The sequence below is a fragment of the Parachlamydia sp. genome, assembly GCF_050255895.1.
GTDB classification, from domain to species: Bacteria; Chlamydiota; Chlamydiia; order Chlamydiales; family Parachlamydiaceae; genus Parachlamydia; species Parachlamydia acanthamoebae.
The window spans coordinates 1-18,049 of record NZ_JBFWIR010000015.1; the positions used below are offsets into that span (position 1 = coordinate 1).

Here is an 18,049-nt window from a genome sequence, read left to right on the forward strand (position 1 = left end):
TCATGATCCATGATGGGCACCGAGAAAGCAAGCTGTCTTGGAAAGAAGTTTTGCAAAATTTAAAACATCGAGGTCTCAAAGAAGGACCAAAGCTTGCGATTGGAGATGGAGCGCTTGGCTTTTGGGCAGCTTTAAATGAAGAGTTTCCAGCAACAAAGCAGCAAAGGTGTTGGGTGCATAAAACGGCTAATATTTTAGATAAAATGCCAAAAAGTATTCAAAAGTATGCCAAAGAGATCATTCACGAAATTTATATGGCTCCAAGAAAAACGGATGGACTAAAAGCTTTTGAGAAGTTTCTTGGAACATATGAATCAAAATATCCAAAGGCCTGTGAATGTTTGAAAAAAGACAAAGATCAATTATTTAGCTTTTATGATTTTCCAGGCATGCATTGGCAACATATAAGAACAACGAATCCAATCGAATCAACATTTGCAACTATTAGGCACCGCACACGACAAACCAAAGGCTGTGGGTCCAGAACAGCCACACTTGCCATGGTTTACAAGCTTTCAATGGAAGCGCAAAAGCGATGGCGAAAATTAAAAGGTCATGAGTTGATTAGCAAACTGATTTTGGGTGTGCAGTTTAAAGATGGGGAAGAAGTCTTTAACGTGAAATACACAGCTTAATTTTTAAAAAATTGGATGCGCTATTAGATGCTCAAAACACAACATTTGACAATATCTCAGGAAACTCTCAATAGTCCTGAGATGGACGTGAATAAAATTGAATAACGTCCCCTTCATTTTCCTGTGAAATTTCAGCCCATTCGCTGGTTATAATAAAATTTTCCACACACATTTTTCACGATCAGGCAAGCGAGCGATAACAATTCTAAATTTATCTTCTTCTAACATCATGGCTCTAAATTGCCTTTTGTTAAAAATCTTGCCCTTATATCTTCTGGAATCATCAAGGATTCTTCCAAAACTTCTCTGTGACCTCATGGCTGATAGCACTATTTGGTGTGTTAAAATTTCGTCTAAACAATTTTGTCCCTGAATGTTTAAAGTAGTAGCCTTGTCGTTCACTTAGGAAAAAGTTACCTGGACGAGAACCTTGTTTTTGCAATGCTCTACCTGCTTTCCTCAAAGAATTCCGATCTAAAACTTGCCCAGCTTTAGATCAAGATTACATTTCTCTTCTCCAGCAAGAAAAAAATTCTCTTTTATTGCTGAGGGACAATTTTAGACTAGTGCCCATTTTGTAAAATCTAAGACTTTACCAAGAAAATAGAGTTATTATTATATGTATGAAAACCTAATACAACGTTCCTACGCTTAATTTTAGCTCATGTAAGTTTCCAACCTATGGACAACGGCATGAACCGCATGTTGTATATTCAGTAGGCCCACATCTTACGCAAGTTTGACCACGGTTTGTCTGGCAGCCCCTACTACATCTACCAGTCCCAGTGCAATTCCAAGTGCCTCCTGTCTCTACTAAATGTAAATCATTTACCGTTTCCTTGATACGTAGATCAAGATCATAAAGATCTTCTTCATCTTTTCTATATTTTTTTTGACTCTTAGAATTTTCGGTATTTTTGAGTTTTGAATCATCATTAAGATCAAAAAAATCCACTCCATTCCTACTATTAATTTTCATCTAAACCTCCAACGATTAAAGTTGTCTTCATCATGAAATATATATGTCCTTAAAACTCTATGAAAAACAGCTGATGTTTAAAACCTTTAGCTAATATGTGAAGTTTTAAGACAGCATTTTAGCGCATGCTCACAAAAAAGACGTAATCGAGTCTCCTGTGAATTATCGCATCCTAATCTATTACAATGCATATGAATCATATGACTATAAATTTCCAATAAACGAGAATTCTCAATATGTTGCGCCTTAGAAAGAAACTGATTTTGAGCGGGAATCCGAATCATTGCAAATTTGTTAACCACGCTACAAATACCTTCTTCTGGCTGATTAGGATCTTCTAAAGCAGGAATCAATTTTAACAATTGATTTTTATATTCTCTGAATCCTTTGAGAAGTTTCTGATCCTGTCTAGCATTACCAAGAACGTCTATTTTTGTTTGCAAATCAAGTCCAAAACCATTAAGAAAACTTACAATGCTTAGTATGTGACACACTGTTTCTAAAGTATCTTCTTTTTTCTCAAAATATTTTAAAAGGCTGGTCACAGCAAGAGAATCAACGCAAAATAAAGATTCCACAGCGTCCATCACATCCTCACCACCATACCTTTCTACTTCTCTTTCGTAGCTATCCAACATAATTTTTTTTATCAATCCCTGTTCCATCCATTGTATACCGATTGGATGAAGCCAAGATAAAATCAAACCATAATAGTGAATGTCTTCAATACGAAGTCGAAAACGTAAATGTCTCTCAGGATCTTGGTAACGAACAAAAAACCAATCATTTATTGAAATGAATTCATTTAAATGTTCAATGAAAGGGATAAATTTGTTTAATAAAAAATTGTTTTCTTGCTCTTCTGATAAATAAACTTTAATATACATCCATTGACTTCCAGGAAGCATCCATCTACTTTTCACTGTCTCAAAAGCCTGCGGAGTTCTCGTATTCTCCGGATAGGGATAGATAGAATTCTTAATAAATGGAACAACAAATTCACCCGAATGGCTTCCTGATTCACTTTTGAGCCATTCAGATGTAATTTCCTCCATTAATTGCAATGATTCCCCCCTTTTTAGTCTAGTAGCGATCTCATTCAGATGAGCAGGATGCTTTGATGTTAACAAAAGGTGTTGATCGCCCTCGGTCATCAAAAATCGATCGGGTAACTTCCACTGTTCGGCCCAGGCTAAGAATTTGACTTTTATGATATCTAAGGAATCTTTCAAAAAGGAAGAAGCGTCTAAATTCCATTTCGCAGGCGATAGAATGCATAATCCCATCCGTACCCGCGGTAAAAAAACAGCCTTTTCTTCCAAACCAGCCCAATAAAATGGGTATAACAATAGATGACGGGATAAAGTAATTTCTCTTATTAATCTTATAGATTCAGGGGCTTGAATATAGCTTAAGACATTTCCTGATCTAGCAAGAATTTCTTCTTTCCCATCTTTTAAAGTGATATAAAATCGTTCATGTGTTGTTCCAATATAGAGATCTTCCAAGCCTAAAATGGAATTGTCTTTGTTATCTATTTCGAGAGAATATTCTCTTAAGCATGGATGGACAGATACATTTGCATTTCTGACGTGTGAAGGCCAGTATGACACTTCAACAACTTTAGCACTTTTCTCTAAATGTTTTTCAGCTTTTGCCAATTTGGATAACTCATGTTGAATTTCCGGGTTGAAAAGATCCCAAAAACGGCCAAAAGTGCTACCTCCACTCCATGTACAATCTGAAAGGTAGAGTTGATAATTTCCTCGATTTATCTCTTCTATGGATTGAGCTTGAATTTTGAAAAAAAGATCGAAAGATGATAGGGCTTTACAAGGATCTGGTAATTCTTCTTCTACCAACTCGAATAGAGAATTTAGCCACTCTTCAGTTAGCACAATCTCCTTTTGATGATTCAGCATGGATTCTTGCCATTTTTTATTGAGGCATTTTTCCCATTGTTGAGAAAATTTATCAAAAACTGACTTTTCATCAATTTGTGGATAAGCAAGAAAAGATCCTAATCCTTTTTCTTCACTTAGCAATTCCTTAAGTGGTACGATTCTGTGTAGACCGAACTTTTCAATAAATTTCTTTCGATAGGCCTCTAACGAAGTAAATTGAGAAGAACGGCTTGCGGAAATTTTCCAAAGGAATGTCACTGCTTGTTGCAATTTTAGCAATATCTCATTCGATAAATAAATAGGCGTTCCCTTATAGCTTGCATCTACATGTAATGGAGATTGGATAGGAACCACCGCATCCATACTTTTTCTTAAGTTCTGCAATGATAATTCTCCACTTCCCAGTGATGTTGATTGATAATCAGAAAGTTTAGTTTCCAATTCATTCATCCATACAGCATTTGGAAGAAATTTCATCAATTCCTTGAAAGGAGAATCGCTTAGCAAAGAAGGCAAAATTCCAGGCAAAAGGATTTGGTGCGACAATAATTTCTTGATGACTTCAAACGTCTTTTCTTTATTTAGATTGGGTAGCACTTCAAGTAATTTTTCCCATAACTGATCAATGGACAAGCGGCTCTTAGCCATTTCGAAAATGGTAATTACTAAACGATTAGCATATAAAGAAATTGTTTTTGGTGTTTGTATTTTTTTATCTTTAATGAAACGAAAATATTTTAAAAAAAGACGATCACCCTTCAAGTCTACTAAACTATTGCTTTGTACTAAAAGAGCTGAGAAATCCGAATTTTCCCGATAAAACTTTTTGACAAGAGCATAAATCCATTCCATATCTGGCCTGGCTCTTCTATAAACCTTTGTTAGGTCTAAAGATCCTCTTGTTTCTTCATCCCAATAACCTGCTGTGACAAAGGAGAACAATCCAAATGGAGTTGCTCTGCTAGCCATACGATTTATATAATTTTGTAAACTTCTACACACTTGTGTAGGATTTTTTAATGGTCGTTTTTGTAGAGCTTGATATAAAGAGTGAGATGCAATGCTAATAGCCTCTCTAAACAATTCATCATTATCAAATTTGCTTAGAACAGCATTTATCCAATTGTCTTCTAGATGCATGGATTCTAATTCATCTATTGACCAGAATGGAACTCTCAATAAAAAAAATGAAGCGGGGATAAATAGGGGTTCATTCATGAATTAAAAGTGGAAGTTTCCATGTTGAGTGTTCTTGTGATAATGGTAGCAAACTTAAAATCGCTCCTACGCTTCCCTCTAAATATCCTATCTTATCTAATTCGATTTGGCCTCCTCGACGACAAGGCTCAATATCTTTGAAGCCAAAAGCAGCCTCTTGTTGATAAGCAGAATATAAGAGAAACTTTAATTTTTCAATTTCTTCAAATAAATCCTCACCATCCTCTTCATTTGCCATTTCTTGAGTTATTGCTAATAGACCTGCGATACCATGGCATAGTATTGGTGATGGAATCTCCCATTGTTCGAAAGAACGTCGAAAAATCCCCTGGAATGCTTTTTTAGCTAATAATTTTAGCCCCTGATCTCCAAGGGCTTTCCCTGCTAAATAAAGTGATCGGGCAACCCCAGGCGTTCCATAGCACCAAGCATCTCTAGAAGGTACACTAGGTTCATCATATTCATTTACTTCTTTTTCAAAAGAAACATAAAATGGCCAAATCATAGATTCATTAAATACAAAACTCTTTGCTTGTAACCAATTAGCAATGATGTTGATCGCATCCTTTTGCCCCTCTACTTCAATTCCCCTTATAGAAGCAATAGATAAATACGCTAAAATACCAGTCACGCCATGGGCTAAACCTAAATTGAAATTTCCTTTCGACAATCCATCCTGAACACGATAATTAAGAGGATCTTGCCCTGATACATACCAACCAGGAACTTTTTTCCCCTCAACTTTGATGGGCCGGACTAGATCAATCAGCACCTTAATAATCTTAATAGTGCAATCCATTGCTTCCTGGGAGGTATTTTCCAAAATATAGCGCCCAATACCAGTAATTCCCTGTATGGGGTCATAAAGTTTAACCATAACAGGAGTCTCATTAGAGAGACATATACGAATCGGTTCTAAATATTGTTTCTCAATCCTTCTTAATAAGTATTCATCTAAAGTCTTTAGCATTTTTTGATAACGCATTCTCTTACATGACGCAAGATGTAAAGAAAAACAAATTCCAGCAATACCGTTATAAAGAGATAAATCTGGATTTAAACCTTGAGATTCAATTGTTTCTTTAATCCTTAAAACATATTGATGAACGACATCATCGGCATTTATGAGGTTATGGCCATTGAGCTCGGCGAAAAGAATTAACAACCCAGGATATCCTTCAGCCAAGGAAAGAGGATTCCAAATTCTTTCAAACGGCCAGTATGGATCGGGATTTTGAGATTTTTGATCGAGCATAACCCCTTTCACCCGATCAGGATCTGTCATGTTTTCTATAGATCTAATTAAACGCTGATCTATTTCTTTTATCTGAAGGATTTCCAACATTACAAATATAATTTCATGTAGTTTATTTAAATTTAAGATTTAGCAATTACAAGCACTTCCTGTAGCATCTGTAATGTGGCAAGGACAGACGCTTGCAGCGCAGGTTCCGCAAGTATACGTACTTAATGTCTGCTGATGCGGTTGAAGCTTTTGTTCACTAATTTTAATGTCTAAATCATAGAAATCTTCTACCTTCTCTTCAGGGACGATCAATTGTTTTTTTTCTTGTGGTTCAATAGGTATAAATTGTTGAAAGTTTCTAGTAATTTCCATACGGTTTCCATCCATTTAAATTTTTCAGTTAATTTATGCGTTAGCTTTCTTCCCGTCAACTCCTTTCTGGAACTCATGATTGTACAATATTTTAACAATACCTCTATAATATAGTATGGACAAGTAATGCTGTACCACTCACTATCATTGATTTACAAAATGAGTGCATTTTTTAGAACAAGAATCACCCGGTTCGTAATCATAGACTACAAAAAGAATTACAGAGTCATCAATGAAGGGGAAAAAACATTTTCCCATACTAAGGAAATATGATTCATTCTGGAATGGAATGAAATAAAACATATGCATGAGAAAACGCATCTGATTTTTACGGCCTAAATGGACAAATTTGCATATATTCTTCCCTCAAACCTGCTGTAGCAAACATAAAAATTTCTTACGATCACCCTAAACATGCCTCCGAAGGTAAGTAGAATTCCCAGGCCAACTTTTGAATTTATTTCCGTAAATAACCAAATAAAAAATATTCACCATTAGATAGAGTCAAAAAATTTGATTAAAAAAAGGACCTTTGATAAAACTCTTTAGTCAAAATTATTTTAGGAGAGAGCATGAAAACAAGCATTCACAAATGGCTCTACGCAATCCTTTTTGCGATGTGTTGTGTCAATATGCTCTTGTTCGCCAAACCCTCACCCCAACTTGGTGCCAACGTTTCTGTGGATGATCGACAATGGGTTTTATGCGATCCAATTCTGCCTCATGAGCAGGAAACGATTTGGTTAATGCCTGAAGACGGCTCTTTCGAACGCAAGGAATTTATCCGCATTAAATTTTACCCTCCTTATACCCGTTTTAAAGAGATCTCTCTTGTAATTGAACACCCCGAAAAGTGCCGAATTTATGCTGCAGAAAAACAAAAGAACAGAATTCTTTCTGCCGCTTATTTTCCTCATAATGACAACTTTGATATTTGCCTGATTTTTAAGGGGAAAAAGCAAATTTACGAAATCCATTATTCCGTTCCAGCCAAATCTATTTCCGAAGAAGAACGCCATCAATGGATCGATCGTTTTAAACACATCGAGGAAGCTTCCACGATTTCTTCAGAGGGGCTCATCATTAATCAAATAGTAGCCATCCGGAATAACGTGCCTTTAGATCTGCCCAAACAGGAAACCTTCCATCACCCTGTCCAGAACTTGTCCATTGCTTTGCCAAAATCCTGGATATTTTTTGAGCAAGTTGAGGAGACCGAAAGATTCCCCGGAGAATTGCAGCAAATCTCATATGCCGTTTTTGGCCGTAAAGATTTGCTGATCCACGGCAATATTGCCATTACAAAACTTCCCCAAAAAATCTCATATGAACAAATGGAAAAAAACTGGAAATATACCCTTCATGTTTTAAAGAAAGAGGGTTTAAATGTGTTGGCCGAAGGTTCTATTACGTCTATTGATGGCCTAAAAGGGAAGTTTATCGTTTCAACAATTGGAGATGATATCGTCAGTAAGTCTTTTTACATGGTCGATGACCAACAGTACAGGGTAGAAATTTTTACTCACTCCAAAAATTTCAAAACCGTTCGAGAAGATATTTTCCGTTATTTAAAAAATTTTTCAGTCAACAAATTGGATCTTTCTTATCAAGTTAAAAAGTTGATTTAAAAATATGTAATACGCTACAACCCATAAATCTCAAAAACCTCTTAAACAATGAGGAAATGATGTTTTATTTCAGAAGTTTATTCTCTCTTGCCCTTCTCACTTCCCTATTCATCTGTTCACAAAGTCACGCTTTTACCCGTCGCCCTCCTCCAGGGGTCACTTTCCCTATTGATAATCGCACATGGGTCCTCAACGATTCTATCCTTCCCTATGGACAAGAAGAAATTTGGTTAATGCCCGAAGAGAATGCAAAAAATCATGACGAGTTCATTACAGTCAAGTTCTATTCTCAGCAATCTCACATGCGAGACCTAACTGTTAAAACAAAATTTTCGGAAGGGTCTGAAGAATATACGAATCAACGTTCAAAAAATAAAATCCTCATTGCTGTCCACAATAGCCTTGACGATCGTTTTTCTATGGTCTGCTATCTCCAGGGAAGAAAATATTTGTACGAAGTCATGTACACCTGTCCTGCAGAGTATATTTCAGATGCAGATCGACGTCTTTGGATTGAGCGTTTTGAAAAATTAAAAGAGGCTCCTATGATAGCGGATCCCGATTGGTTAGTTGTTAAGCCTTCTAACGTCATGTTGAATGAAGAAAAAGTTAATATTTGCCTCAATACGCAGCTTTACAATAATGCTTTAATGGACTTTTCTCTGCAGCTACCAAAATCGTGGAGAATTGCCGAAAAGAAAAGTGACGTTCCTCACACCTCAAATATATTTGGTTTAAAAAACCAAAGCTGTGCTTTTTTCTCCAGATTGGACAGCCTAGTTTTTGGCAGCGTCTCTGCTATCCCAATCTCCAATGAGTCTGGGGAAAAGATTCAAGATATTTGGGAAGAGGTTCTAGCATCCCTAAAAAATGATGGCATTAATGTGGTTGCCGAAGGACCGATTAAGACATATAGCGGTCTCAAGGGCAATTTTCTCATCATCCGAGGCGACGATGACCTCGTTTGTTGGACAGCCGCATTTACAGGAAATAATAAGAATTATCTTGTGGGAGCATGGACACACAGCAAAAATTTTAATGCAGTAGGAAAGGATGTCTACCAGATTTTACGGAACTTTTCTTTAAATGGCCCACTCCTGTAATCTGTTCTTCTAGGTGGCCAAAATGGCCATCTCTTTATCATGGGATGACATTATGTGCGCAAAAAACAACATTCGGTGCCAATGGGTCACAGAAGGCCAAGCCTTGTATGAAAATTATCATGACACAGAATGGGGTGTTCCTGTCCATGATGATTATAAACACTTTGAATTTCTCATCTTAGAAGGGGCTCAAGCTGGACTGAGCTGGATAACTATTCTCAAAAGACGTGAGGGCTATCGTAAAGCTTTTGCAAACTTTGATCCTAAAAAGGTTGCTGCTTTTGGAGAAGACAAAATCGCCGCTTTAATGCTGGATGAGGGTATTATTCGAAATAAACTCAAAATCCAATCAGCTGTAACTAATGCCAAGCTGTTTTTGGATATCCAAAAAGAATTCGGTTCATTCGATGCCTATGTGTGGCAATTCGTTGGAGGCTCCCCTCTTCAAAATCGCAGAACGTCCATCCGCGATGTCCCCGCTGAAACACCGGAATCCCAAGCTCTAAGTCGTGATTTGCGCAAAAGAGGCTTTAAATTTGTGGGCCCTACGGTGATGTATGCCCACATGCAAGCAACCGGTCTTGTTAATGACCACACGATCGATTGCTTTCGATATTCTCAACTATGCTCGTAGTGATCTTTTAACAAGAGATCTTCGAAAGAAAATTCGACTTCTCCGATTAAACGAAAAATCCCCGCTAAGTTAATGGTTAACAGGAATGCACCGGCTGCGCGCATCACTAAAAGGGCCACTGTTTGGTCAAAGAATGCAAAAAATATGAATACGCAAACGCTGTAGATTAAATACAGCCGTGCCCCTTTTTCTGGATGAAGATAACGTGCACATTTAATGCCCACGATTAAAAATGACACTAAAGTGGTATAACCCAAAATACAGATAAAAACAGGCATAATCATTGAAATCCACGGAAAATATTGAGCTAATGCCAATTGCACCAAAGGAGCTCCTTCGCCCGTTAGAGGGAGTGACCATAAACCTGTTACCAAAACTACTAATATACTCAGCGTGCAAATCAAGTTGTTTAGAACAACTCCAAAAAATGCCATTCTTGCCTGTCGCTCTGGATAAATGGTATGTGATTCACTTTGGATGATCGAGTCATATCCGATCCCAATATCTGATGCATAACAAGCCCCTGCCATCCCATTTTGGATGGCCATTAACATTGAGCTACCTGCAAAACCTCCGATTGCCGCATGCCCATCAAAAGCCGCATGCATGACCATCGAAAAAATAGAGGGAAGCTCTGAAAAATGGGAAAAAATAACCCACAAACATAAGCTCATGTAAACAATCATAAAAAAAGGCATGACCCAGCAGCACACTTCAGCTGCACGCGAAGCTCCCCCGATACTTGTGTATAAAACCAATCCAAGAAGACCCAAGGCGATGAACATGCGATTGAATCCCCAAGAATATGTCAACGTATCTACAACCACATTAAATTGATAAATCTCCGCTCCATAAATACATAAAAGCACACAAATAAGCATGGGAACCCATCGAACAGCAAATGCTTTTTTAAGAAAGTACATCGGCCCTCCATCGTAACCGCCATAAGTGTTTTGAACGCGATATTTAAGTCCTAAATAAATCTCAGCATATTTGATTAAAGTTCCAATGAATCCCGCTAACCAAACCCAAAATAATGCACCAGGGCCGCCTAATTGAATCGCCGTGACAATGCTGACAATGTTGCCCACTCCAAGCATTCCTCCAATCGAAGCAAAAAATGCTTTAATCGGTTTTAAGCCTCTATCTTGATCATTTTTTTGGAGAATTTCTTGTGCAAATGTTTGCACCACCAAAGGGAACGCACGAATTTGGAAAAGCCCAGTTTTGATCGTCAAATAACATCCAAAAGCAGAAATAATAAAAAAACCAATATACCCCCAAAAGAAGGCATCAACATCCAAAAAAAATTGAAATAAATGGGAAAACATACCTATTCCGTAAAACTAAAAAAATAAAAATGAATATGCACATGCAAGTGGCATGCGAAAAATCAAAAAAATGCCCAGAGAGCCATCTGGTTCAAACAAACACAAAAAAGGGGAATTTATTTTCGTTTAGAAGCAACGAAAGAAGATTTACGTTTCAAAAACGTTGAGGAAGAGAGGAATTTTTGACCATTGGATTGCGAACGCAGTCGCCTAAGTAAAAGAGTAAACATGTTGACCTCACAACTTTGATTAAAGTGAATAATATTTTAGATGATTCTCTTTTTTAAAGAAATATTTTTTATTTGACAAAGATTTAACTTGTTCATATAAAAATTTGTCATCGATTTCGCTTCAAAACATTTAAACTTTCCTAAATAGGGAGACCCTCATGGATAATTTTGATGCTGCTTCAAAAATCACAAATGAATTTCGAAAAAATCTTTTCAAAAAATATAATGCCTTTTCTAATTCACACAAACATCTAGGCCGCCTACTTGCATTTTCTGTAGCCATTCTTGATATCTCAGTTGAAACGGGAGCATCGCCACTAAGATCGATTCAATTTCTTGCTGTTGCGGCTATAAATTTAGCTAGAGCCCCATTTTCTCCAAAATATACTTTTAAAAATTCCATCAAATACTTCGAAAGATCGATGGTAGAGGCCGCCAATTTTCCGATTAAAGTCTTTCTGGCGCCTGCTAAAATCTTTTACCAGACAATTATAATAATGAAAGATCCAAGAAGAGCTTATTACTTCGATTATAAAAAACCTAAGTATCATAATGAATTTGCTCCATACAATCGAGAGCGATACAACAGTTCTCAACATGCATATGCTCATGCACAAAGTGCGCATAGCTACCACAACCAAAGCCAATATCCAAGTCCAAGCCAATCCTAATAATTCGTGGCGCTCAAAGATTTTTGAGCACCACTTCTGAATAGTTTTTGCAAAACTGCTGATTTCTCTGACTTTCATTATTTTTAAAAAAGGAGTCTTGTTTTTTTAGGAAGAGATGTATAGAATTTTTTTGCATTTATCGTTTAAAGGATTCAGCAATGGAAACAAACCTTGATCCCCCCTTACCTAGATTTCCTTGGAAAGATGAAGACTTGCTCCAACATCTCACCGATCTACCAACAGAGCTATTAGAGCATACTTTGAGTTTTTTACATCCAGGTCATCCTCTAAATTTAGAGCATGAAATACAAAAAGCCTATCATCTCATTAAAGAATCTGATCAAAGCCAATTAGATCATGAAGCAATTTCTAAAACTGTTACATGCATATGGAAACGGTTAAAAAAGTATCAAGCCATCACGTTGCTCTATAGACAAATACCCCAAATGGAAATGATTTGGGCCGCATTTGCACAAAAATTTCCCTTATTATTTGAAATTGAGCAACGTCTAAAAATTCGAAAATTAATTGCTGAAACGATTAGCCACGACATGCTGAATGATAAATGGCAGAGCCATCTTTGGTATCCATTAGTCTCTTTAAAGCGACCTTCAAAAAATGTATTTGGCACCGTTTGGAAAGATATTGATCCCTCTTTTGAAACAAGGCTATTAAAACCCATGGTTGATAAACTTCAAGATTTCATAGGGGCCCACATCTATTCTAAAACAAGGGAAGATCCTCAACCGTGTGATTGTTGCCAAAGCATGTCTAAAATAAATGTGGAGATAGATTTGGAAGCCCTTATTTTTAACCCTTTTGCGGATATGTCACTTCAGTCGATCTTATCTCAATCTGTGCCACCCGCAGAAGTCCACCCTATTCTGGTCGATAAAATCATCCAAATTATTCAAAATTGGCAATCTTTGCAAAAACTTTCCGAACCTTATAGCGCCTCGAAAGGAAATTTAAATCACTTTATTCGATTTTTACAAAACGAATTGCAAGCGCAGATAGATAAAATCCTTCAACTAAGACTTCCGACTGAGGTTATCCCCACTTGCACTGCAGATATTCCTGATGTTTTAAAAACACTGCAAAGTATCCAAATTTCCTCTACACCAGATTCTTCTATTGTTTCCCAAATAGGGGAATACCCTGCCTCTGCACATATTTGTGTTCTGATTAAAGTTCGAAATTTCAACGATAGGACAGACGAAATTTCTTGGGCAAATCCTCCTCATTGCCTAAAGGGGATCGTAGGCTTGGCCATCAAATTTCTCAACAAAGGCTATCATGTGAAGTTATCTTAATAATTCGATTTTCATAAAATTTATTTAAAAAGAAACTGTTTTAAAAATAAGATAGAAAATTTTCCCGTATCATGCTAAAACAATTCCTTTTTCAAGGAGTTTAATCATGGAGTCAATGTCTTTTTCAAGAGTCTCTTCACAAGAATTTCCCCTTCCTGCATCTTTTAAAGATTTGTTAAAGGGGAAAAAAGCGTTTTATAAGCGACCTGACTACGTCGAAACGACAAAGCAGGATTTTTCCCAAAATCCCTCTCTACAAGTGTCCTATACCTGGAATTCTGAAAGTAGAGTCATAAGGATTGCAAAAAAAATATTTGCGATAATTATTTTTCCTATAGGCATTCATAAACTCCTACATAGCCTTGCAGGAAAAATCTTCTTATTACCCTCCTCCACTCCAGTTATTATAGGCTATCCTGAAAATTATGCCGACCAAGTAAGATCGAATATTTCACTACATAGTGAATGGAGATATAAGCGCATCGCGATCCAAGTAGATGGCTATAAAATCGATGCAACCATTGTGGGAAAAACATCTACATTGAGTAATGGCAGATGGGTATTAGAATCTCTTGGCAATGGGCAATTTTGTGAGGAAGAGTTAATGGAAGAATCGACTTTTAAAAAAATATTAACATCTCTTCATGGTAATGGTCTCGTTTTTAACTATCCTGGAGTGGGTTCAAGCACAGGTCTGCCCAGTAGAAAAGCCATGGCTAAAGCCTATCGCGCAATGCTTAATTTCTTAGAAGATCAAAAGATCGGGATAGGAGCCAAAGAAATTATCGGATATGGACATTCCATTGGTGGTGGTTCTCAAAGTGATGCATTGAAAAAACATCCGTTAAAAAAAGATATCAAATACGTATTTGTGAAGAGCAGATCTTTTTCCACTTTGTATCGAACAGCAATTCATGTGACTTATAGACCTCTCGCTTTTTTGGTAAAAATCTTAGGATGGAATATGAATTCCTCCAAAGTTTCTGAAAAGCTCCAAGCTCCCGAAATTATTCTGCAAACTGCAAAAGTGGCAAGCTACGAAGAAATAAAAAACAGCTCTAAGATTATTGACGATGGGATTATAACAGCAAAAGCATCATTGGCTAAGAAGTTATTGGATGATGAAAAATGCGCAAAGAGAAACAAAATCTTTATTGGGATTCCTGATGATCACTTTGCGGAATTAAGTGATCCGACCTTTTTGGCAACAAGAATAGAGAGCCTTTTAAAAACTTCTTAATCATTCTTAAGATTTAGGGGGCTTAACCCCCCTATCACTCTATACAGATACGATCTCAGGCTCTGGATTCTCAGCCTGGTTAAATTCAATTGAGAGAAGCTTAGAAACCCCTTTTTCTTCCATTGACACACCAAATAAACGATCCGCAATCGCCATGGTGCGCTTGTTATGCGTAATGATAATAAATTGGCAACGATCCACAAATTCTTTTACAACATTCACGAAACGCTCAACATTAGAATCATCAAGCGGAGCATCAATCTCATCCAAAATGCAGAAAGGGGCTGACTTCACCTCAAAAATCGCAAAAAGTAATGCGACAGCGGTTAAACATTTTTCTCCACCCGATAGCAAATTAATGGAACGCATCTGTTTTCCTGGAGGTTTTGCAATGATTTCAATGCCGGCTTCCAAAATATCCTCTGTATCGGTGAATTGCAAATCGGCCTCTCCTCCAACGAAAAGGATCTGAAAGTTCTTCTGAAAGTTGGCGCGGATTTTTTCGAAAACTTCCTTAAAAATTTTGCGACTTTCAGCATCTAGCTGCTCAATAATCCCCAAAAGTTCACTCTTGGAAACCTCAAGATCATCAATTTGCTCATTCAAGAATTGATAACGCGTTTGGTATTTGGAATACTCTTCAATGGATGTCAGATTGATATCACCCGCAGATTCGATTTCATGCCGCAATGCCCTTAAAATTTTTTCGGCTTGTTCCAAAGATTTTTCCGTTTGGGGCACTTGCTTACGTGCTTCTTCGATTGTCAAGGCATATCGTTCTTGCAATTCTGCCAGAATATTGTCTCGTTGCGTTTGGGTTTGTGCAGCTTGGGTCTCCAATTGATAAAAAACCTTTTCTTGCTCTTTGAGCTGCTGATTAAACTGGGCTATCTGGCTTTCCATTTGTTCAATGCGTGCTTTTTTAGTTGCCACCTTTTTCTCAAGCTCAAAACAAGCCTCTACGACCTTTCCAAGGTTACCTTCTACAGTTTTTAATAAGGATCCGTATTCTGATCCTTTCTGTTTAAACTGAGCTTGTTGCTCTTGACTCATCTCAAGCTCTTCTTCTAGACGTGCTTGTTGCTCATGCCCTTCCTTATTTTTCACTTCTAATACATGCAAGGCATGGCTAACTTTTCTAGATTCGTCAAACACTTGGTGAAATTGCGCTTCTGTGTATTGAAAATCACTTTGCTCTTGCTTGAGCTGCTGAGATTCTTTTTCCACTTGCTCAGAAAGAGTAGAAATGGCTCCTTTGACGTTTTGGACCTGTGTTTTAGCTATTTTTAATTTTGTTTCTAAATCTTCGACCAAAACGATTAGTTCCTCATGCCCCAGCTTTAAATGACGTAAATCCGCTTCAACTTGAGCTCTTTCACTCTTTATTTTTTCTAAATCCCCTAATAATCGCTGCAGAGAGAAGTTACTTTCCATTAACTTCATTTCATCTTTTCGAATGACTTTGTCCAGTTCCATCCGTTCCACTTGCAGCTTTGATTTTTTGGTGGCAAGCTCCGTTAACCGCTCTTCCTGAAGGCGTAAGACTTTATCAAGCTCTTTAAGCTTCTTTTCCAACGTTTTAAGCTCGGCTTCCCGGGCAAAGGGGTTGTTTTCTTTCTGGAAACCAAAAAAGACCACTTTCCGATGATCCACGAAGCTTTCTTCTTCTGTTAAAATCTCAATGCCTTGCTTTTCTAACAGCAATTGCATCGCAGATTCGGTGGTATCACACATTTTCAAATCAGCAAAAAAGTGGTGAGAAAGAGAGGTTGAAAGACTTTCTAAGCACAAAAGTGAAACGTCTTTGAGTTGATGTTTGAGAATAAACGCGATTACCTCGGATAAATCTGCACGCTTTTCAACCACGAGTGTTTGTGCGTAGGATCGCATTACAGCGGCAAAAGCTTTGGCTGTTTCGGAATTAGATTCAACACACTCATAGAGAGCTTTTAATTTTTTATGCAGCGGACTTTTGGCATTAGCAGATTCTTGTAATAGCTTTTTACTTCCGGCAGAAAATCCTTCCAGATCTTCTTTCATCCTTTGCAGAACTTTTTGGCGGGCATTTCCTTCGGCGATCTCCCTTTGCAATTGGCTGAGGTGCTGCTGTCCTAGCTCAATCTCTTGAGCCAAATCCTGGAGCTGCTTTTCTAATGCATTGAAAAGTTCTCGCTGCCGGTCGATTCCACTGGAATATTCCTCCACTTCTTTTTTCCGAATAGCTGCTTGCTCAGCGTATTGATCAATTGTCTGTGAAAGTTTTCTTTTACGCTCTTGCAACTGCTCTGTACGCTCTATATTTGTCTCTAAGCGCAACCGATTCTGCTTTAAATCGCTCTCATACTGATTTTCTTTCTGGATTAAATTGAGAAGATCTTTTTGCTTTTCCTGGTATTCTTCCCGCTTCTTCTTCAGAATTTCGTCCATTGACTGCACTTTCTGCTGCTGGGCTTCTCTTTTTTTCTCCCAACTTTTTTGTTCAGCATCTAGCTTCGCTTGCTGCTTACGCAGCCCGTCTGATTCGGTCTGATGAAATTGTCTTTTTTCAATAATGGCTTCGAGTTCTCGCTTCCATTTCTTTTCTTTTTCAAGTAGATCTCTTAAACGTTCTTCATTAGAACGCATTTCTTGCGATTTGATCTCTTTTTCACTTTGAGTTTTATAAACCTCTTCCTTTCTACTTTGAAAAATTTTCTCTTCCTGCTCGAGGTCCACCTTAGCTTCTTTGAATTTTTCGTGCAAAATAGAAGCGTCTTTGACTTGAGCATCCCACTGCTCTTTATGCCCTTGCTCTTTCTTTTTATGGGATTCTGATTTCGCTTCTAAGGTATCCCATCGCATAATTAGCACAATCTTTTCAAAAGCTTCTAACTTCGATTTATTCTCTTTGTAAACGCGCGCTTTTTCGGCTTGTTCTTGCAAAACGGTGATCTGCTTTTCCACTTCTAGATGGATGTCTTTAATCCGTGTGATATTGCCATCTGATTGCTGCAATTTTCGCAAAGCTTCCGCTTTTCTCAGAAGAAAGGGCCCAATATCGGCCGCGCTATCGAAAATAAAGCGTCTTTCTTGGGGACTATAGTTAATCACCTGATCAAGCTTGCCTTGTTCAAACATAGAAAATGAGTTTTTGCCAACGCCAGATCCAAGAAAAAGATTTTGAACATCTTTTAAGCGCACAGGATTGCCGTTGATGAGATAGACAGATTCTCCATTGCGAAAAAGACGACGCGTCACTGAAACTTCATTGTAATCGATGGGAAGCTCACCTTGGTTACCTGTAAGCGTAAGGGTAACCTCAGCCATATTTAAGGGTTTCCGCTGGGAAGCCCCCGCAAAAATCACGTCATGCATTTTTCCACCGCGCAGGGATTTGGCGGATTGCTCTCCTAATACCCAACGAAATGCATCGGCTGTATTGGATTTACCGCAACCATTAGGTCCTACAATGGCGGTGATCCCTTCATGGAACTTTAAAGTGGTCCGATCGGCAAATGATTTAAATCCTGTAATTTCTATTTCTTTGAGTCGCAAAACAGCCTCCA

12 protein-coding genes and 1 pseudogene are annotated in these 18,049 nt (G+C 37.7%); 7 read left to right on the forward strand and 6 right to left on the reverse strand.

Annotated elements, in window-relative coordinates; genetic code table 11:
* Positions 1-635, forward strand: a pseudogene (locus AB7E63_RS03875) (IS256-like element ISPaac1 family transposase); the annotation flags it as partial.
* A 679-nt stretch (positions 636-1,314) separates the two neighbouring features.
* On the opposite strand, the gene AB7E63_RS03880 reads toward AB7E63_RS03875, so the two are convergent.
* The 4 genes from AB7E63_RS03880 to AB7E63_RS03895 all read right to left on the reverse strand — a co-directional run bounded on the left by AB7E63_RS03880 (position 1,315) and on the right by AB7E63_RS03895 (position 6,354).
* Entirely contained in the window at positions 1,315-1,614 is a 300-nt protein-coding gene (locus tag AB7E63_RS03880) for a hypothetical protein (protein WP_013924282.1), read from the reverse strand.
* Between the two features lie 86 nt (positions 1,615-1,700).
* Positions 1,701-4,658: a lantibiotic dehydratase gene (locus AB7E63_RS03885; protein ID WP_428418749.1), complete on the reverse strand. Its 2,958-nt coding sequence runs from the start codon at positions 4,656-4,658 to the stop codon at positions 1,701-1,703.
* Positions 4,659-4,728: 70 nt separating this feature from the next.
* A complete protein-coding gene (locus tag AB7E63_RS03890) occupies positions 4,729-6,081 on the reverse strand; it encodes a lanthionine synthetase C family protein (RefSeq protein WP_428418751.1) in 1,353 nt (450 codons plus the stop codon).
* 39 nt (positions 6,082-6,120) lie between these two features.
* Positions 6,121-6,354: an FDLD family class I lanthipeptide gene (locus AB7E63_RS03895; protein ID WP_226987498.1), complete on the reverse strand. Its 234-nt coding sequence runs from the start codon at positions 6,352-6,354 to the stop codon at positions 6,121-6,123.
* 572 nt (positions 6,355-6,926) lie between these two features.
* Between AB7E63_RS03895 and AB7E63_RS03900 the strand changes: the two genes are divergently transcribed.
* From AB7E63_RS03900 to AB7E63_RS03910, 3 genes are read left to right on the forward strand one after another with little or no spacing between them, the layout of a single operon-like run.
* Positions 6,927-7,982, forward strand: a complete 1,056-nt coding sequence (locus AB7E63_RS03900; protein WP_059360276.1) for a hypothetical protein — start codon at positions 6,927-6,929, stop codon at positions 7,980-7,982.
* A 59-nt stretch (positions 7,983-8,041) separates the two neighbouring features.
* Positions 8,042-9,085 (forward strand): hypothetical protein, encoded by a 1,044-nt coding sequence (locus AB7E63_RS03905; RefSeq protein WP_013924278.1) that lies wholly within the window; start codon positions 8,042-8,044, stop codon positions 9,083-9,085.
* A gap of 22 nt (positions 9,086-9,107) precedes the next feature.
* Entirely contained in the window at positions 9,108-9,719 is a 612-nt protein-coding gene (locus AB7E63_RS03910) for a DNA-3-methyladenine glycosylase I (RefSeq protein WP_013924277.1), read from the forward strand.
* On the opposite strand, the gene AB7E63_RS03915 is transcribed toward AB7E63_RS03910, so the two are convergent.
* Positions 9,704-11,050 carry an amino acid carrier protein gene (locus AB7E63_RS03915; RefSeq protein WP_284452671.1) on the reverse strand — a complete coding sequence of 449 codons (1,347 nt, stop codon included), beginning with the start codon at positions 11,048-11,050 and terminating at the stop codon, positions 9,704-9,706. The two genes, AB7E63_RS03910 and AB7E63_RS03915, sit on opposite strands and share 16 nt — an antisense overlap.
* Positions 11,051-11,438: 388 nt before the next feature.
* Between AB7E63_RS03915 and AB7E63_RS03920 the strand changes: the two genes are divergently transcribed.
* The 3 genes from AB7E63_RS03920 (at position 11,439) to AB7E63_RS03930 (ending at position 14,504) form a co-directional block, all read left to right on the forward strand.
* Positions 11,439-11,951 carry a hypothetical protein gene (locus AB7E63_RS03920; protein WP_059360278.1) on the forward strand — a complete coding sequence of 171 codons (513 nt, stop codon included), beginning with the start codon at positions 11,439-11,441 and terminating at the stop codon, positions 11,949-11,951.
* A gap of 158 nt (positions 11,952-12,109) precedes the next feature.
* Positions 12,110-13,264 carry a hypothetical protein gene (locus tag AB7E63_RS03925; protein ID WP_006341152.1) on the forward strand — a complete coding sequence of 385 codons (1,155 nt, stop codon included), beginning with the start codon at positions 12,110-12,112 and terminating at the stop codon, positions 13,262-13,264.
* A gap of 106 nt (positions 13,265-13,370) precedes the next feature.
* Complete coding sequence (locus tag AB7E63_RS03930) at positions 13,371-14,504, forward strand: CPn0927/CPn0928 family alpha/beta hydrolase fold protein (protein ID WP_226987499.1); 1,134 nt, start codon at positions 13,371-13,373, stop codon at positions 14,502-14,504.
* Positions 14,505-14,543: 39 nt separating this feature from the next.
* Here the strand turns inward: AB7E63_RS03930 and smc are convergent, their stop codons facing one another.
* Positions 14,544-18,038 carry a chromosome segregation protein SMC gene (gene smc / locus AB7E63_RS03935; RefSeq protein ID WP_428418755.1) on the reverse strand — a complete coding sequence of 1,165 codons (3,495 nt, stop codon included), beginning with the start codon at positions 18,036-18,038 and terminating at the stop codon, positions 14,544-14,546.
* Between the last annotated feature and the right edge of the window lie 11 nt (positions 18,039-18,049).

Bases quoted from the DNA above. Each gene is read 5' to 3' on its own strand.
- AB7E63_RS03880 (WP_013924282.1), bottom strand. From the start codon at position 1,614: ATGAAAATTAATAGTAGGAATGGAGTGGATTTTTTTGATCTTAATGAT.
- AB7E63_RS03885 (WP_428418749.1), bottom strand. From the start codon at position 4,658: ATGCATCTAGAAGACAATTGGATAAATGCTGTTCTAAGCAAATTTGAT.
- AB7E63_RS03890 (WP_428418751.1), bottom strand. From the start codon at position 6,081: ATGTTGGAAATCCTTCAGATAAAAGAAATAGATCAGCGTTTAATTAGA.
- AB7E63_RS03895 (WP_226987498.1), bottom strand. From the start codon at position 6,354: ATGGAAATTACTAGAAACTTTCAACAATTTATACCTATTGAACCACAA.
- AB7E63_RS03900 (WP_059360276.1), top strand. From the start codon at position 6,927: ATGAAAACAAGCATTCACAAATGGCTCTACGCAATCCTTTTTGCGATG.
- AB7E63_RS03905 (WP_013924278.1), top strand. From the start codon at position 8,042: ATGTTTTATTTCAGAAGTTTATTCTCTCTTGCCCTTCTCACTTCCCTA.
- AB7E63_RS03910 (WP_013924277.1), top strand. From the start codon at position 9,108: ATGGCCATCTCTTTATCATGGGATGACATTATGTGCGCAAAAAACAAC.
- AB7E63_RS03915 (WP_284452671.1), bottom strand. From the start codon at position 11,050: ATGTTTTCCCATTTATTTCAATTTTTTTTGGATGTTGATGCCTTCTTT.
- AB7E63_RS03920 (WP_059360278.1), top strand. From the start codon at position 11,439: ATGGATAATTTTGATGCTGCTTCAAAAATCACAAATGAATTTCGAAAA.
- AB7E63_RS03925 (WP_006341152.1), top strand. From the start codon at position 12,110: ATGGAAACAAACCTTGATCCCCCCTTACCTAGATTTCCTTGGAAAGAT.
- AB7E63_RS03930 (WP_226987499.1), top strand. From the start codon at position 13,371: ATGGAGTCAATGTCTTTTTCAAGAGTCTCTTCACAAGAATTTCCCCTT.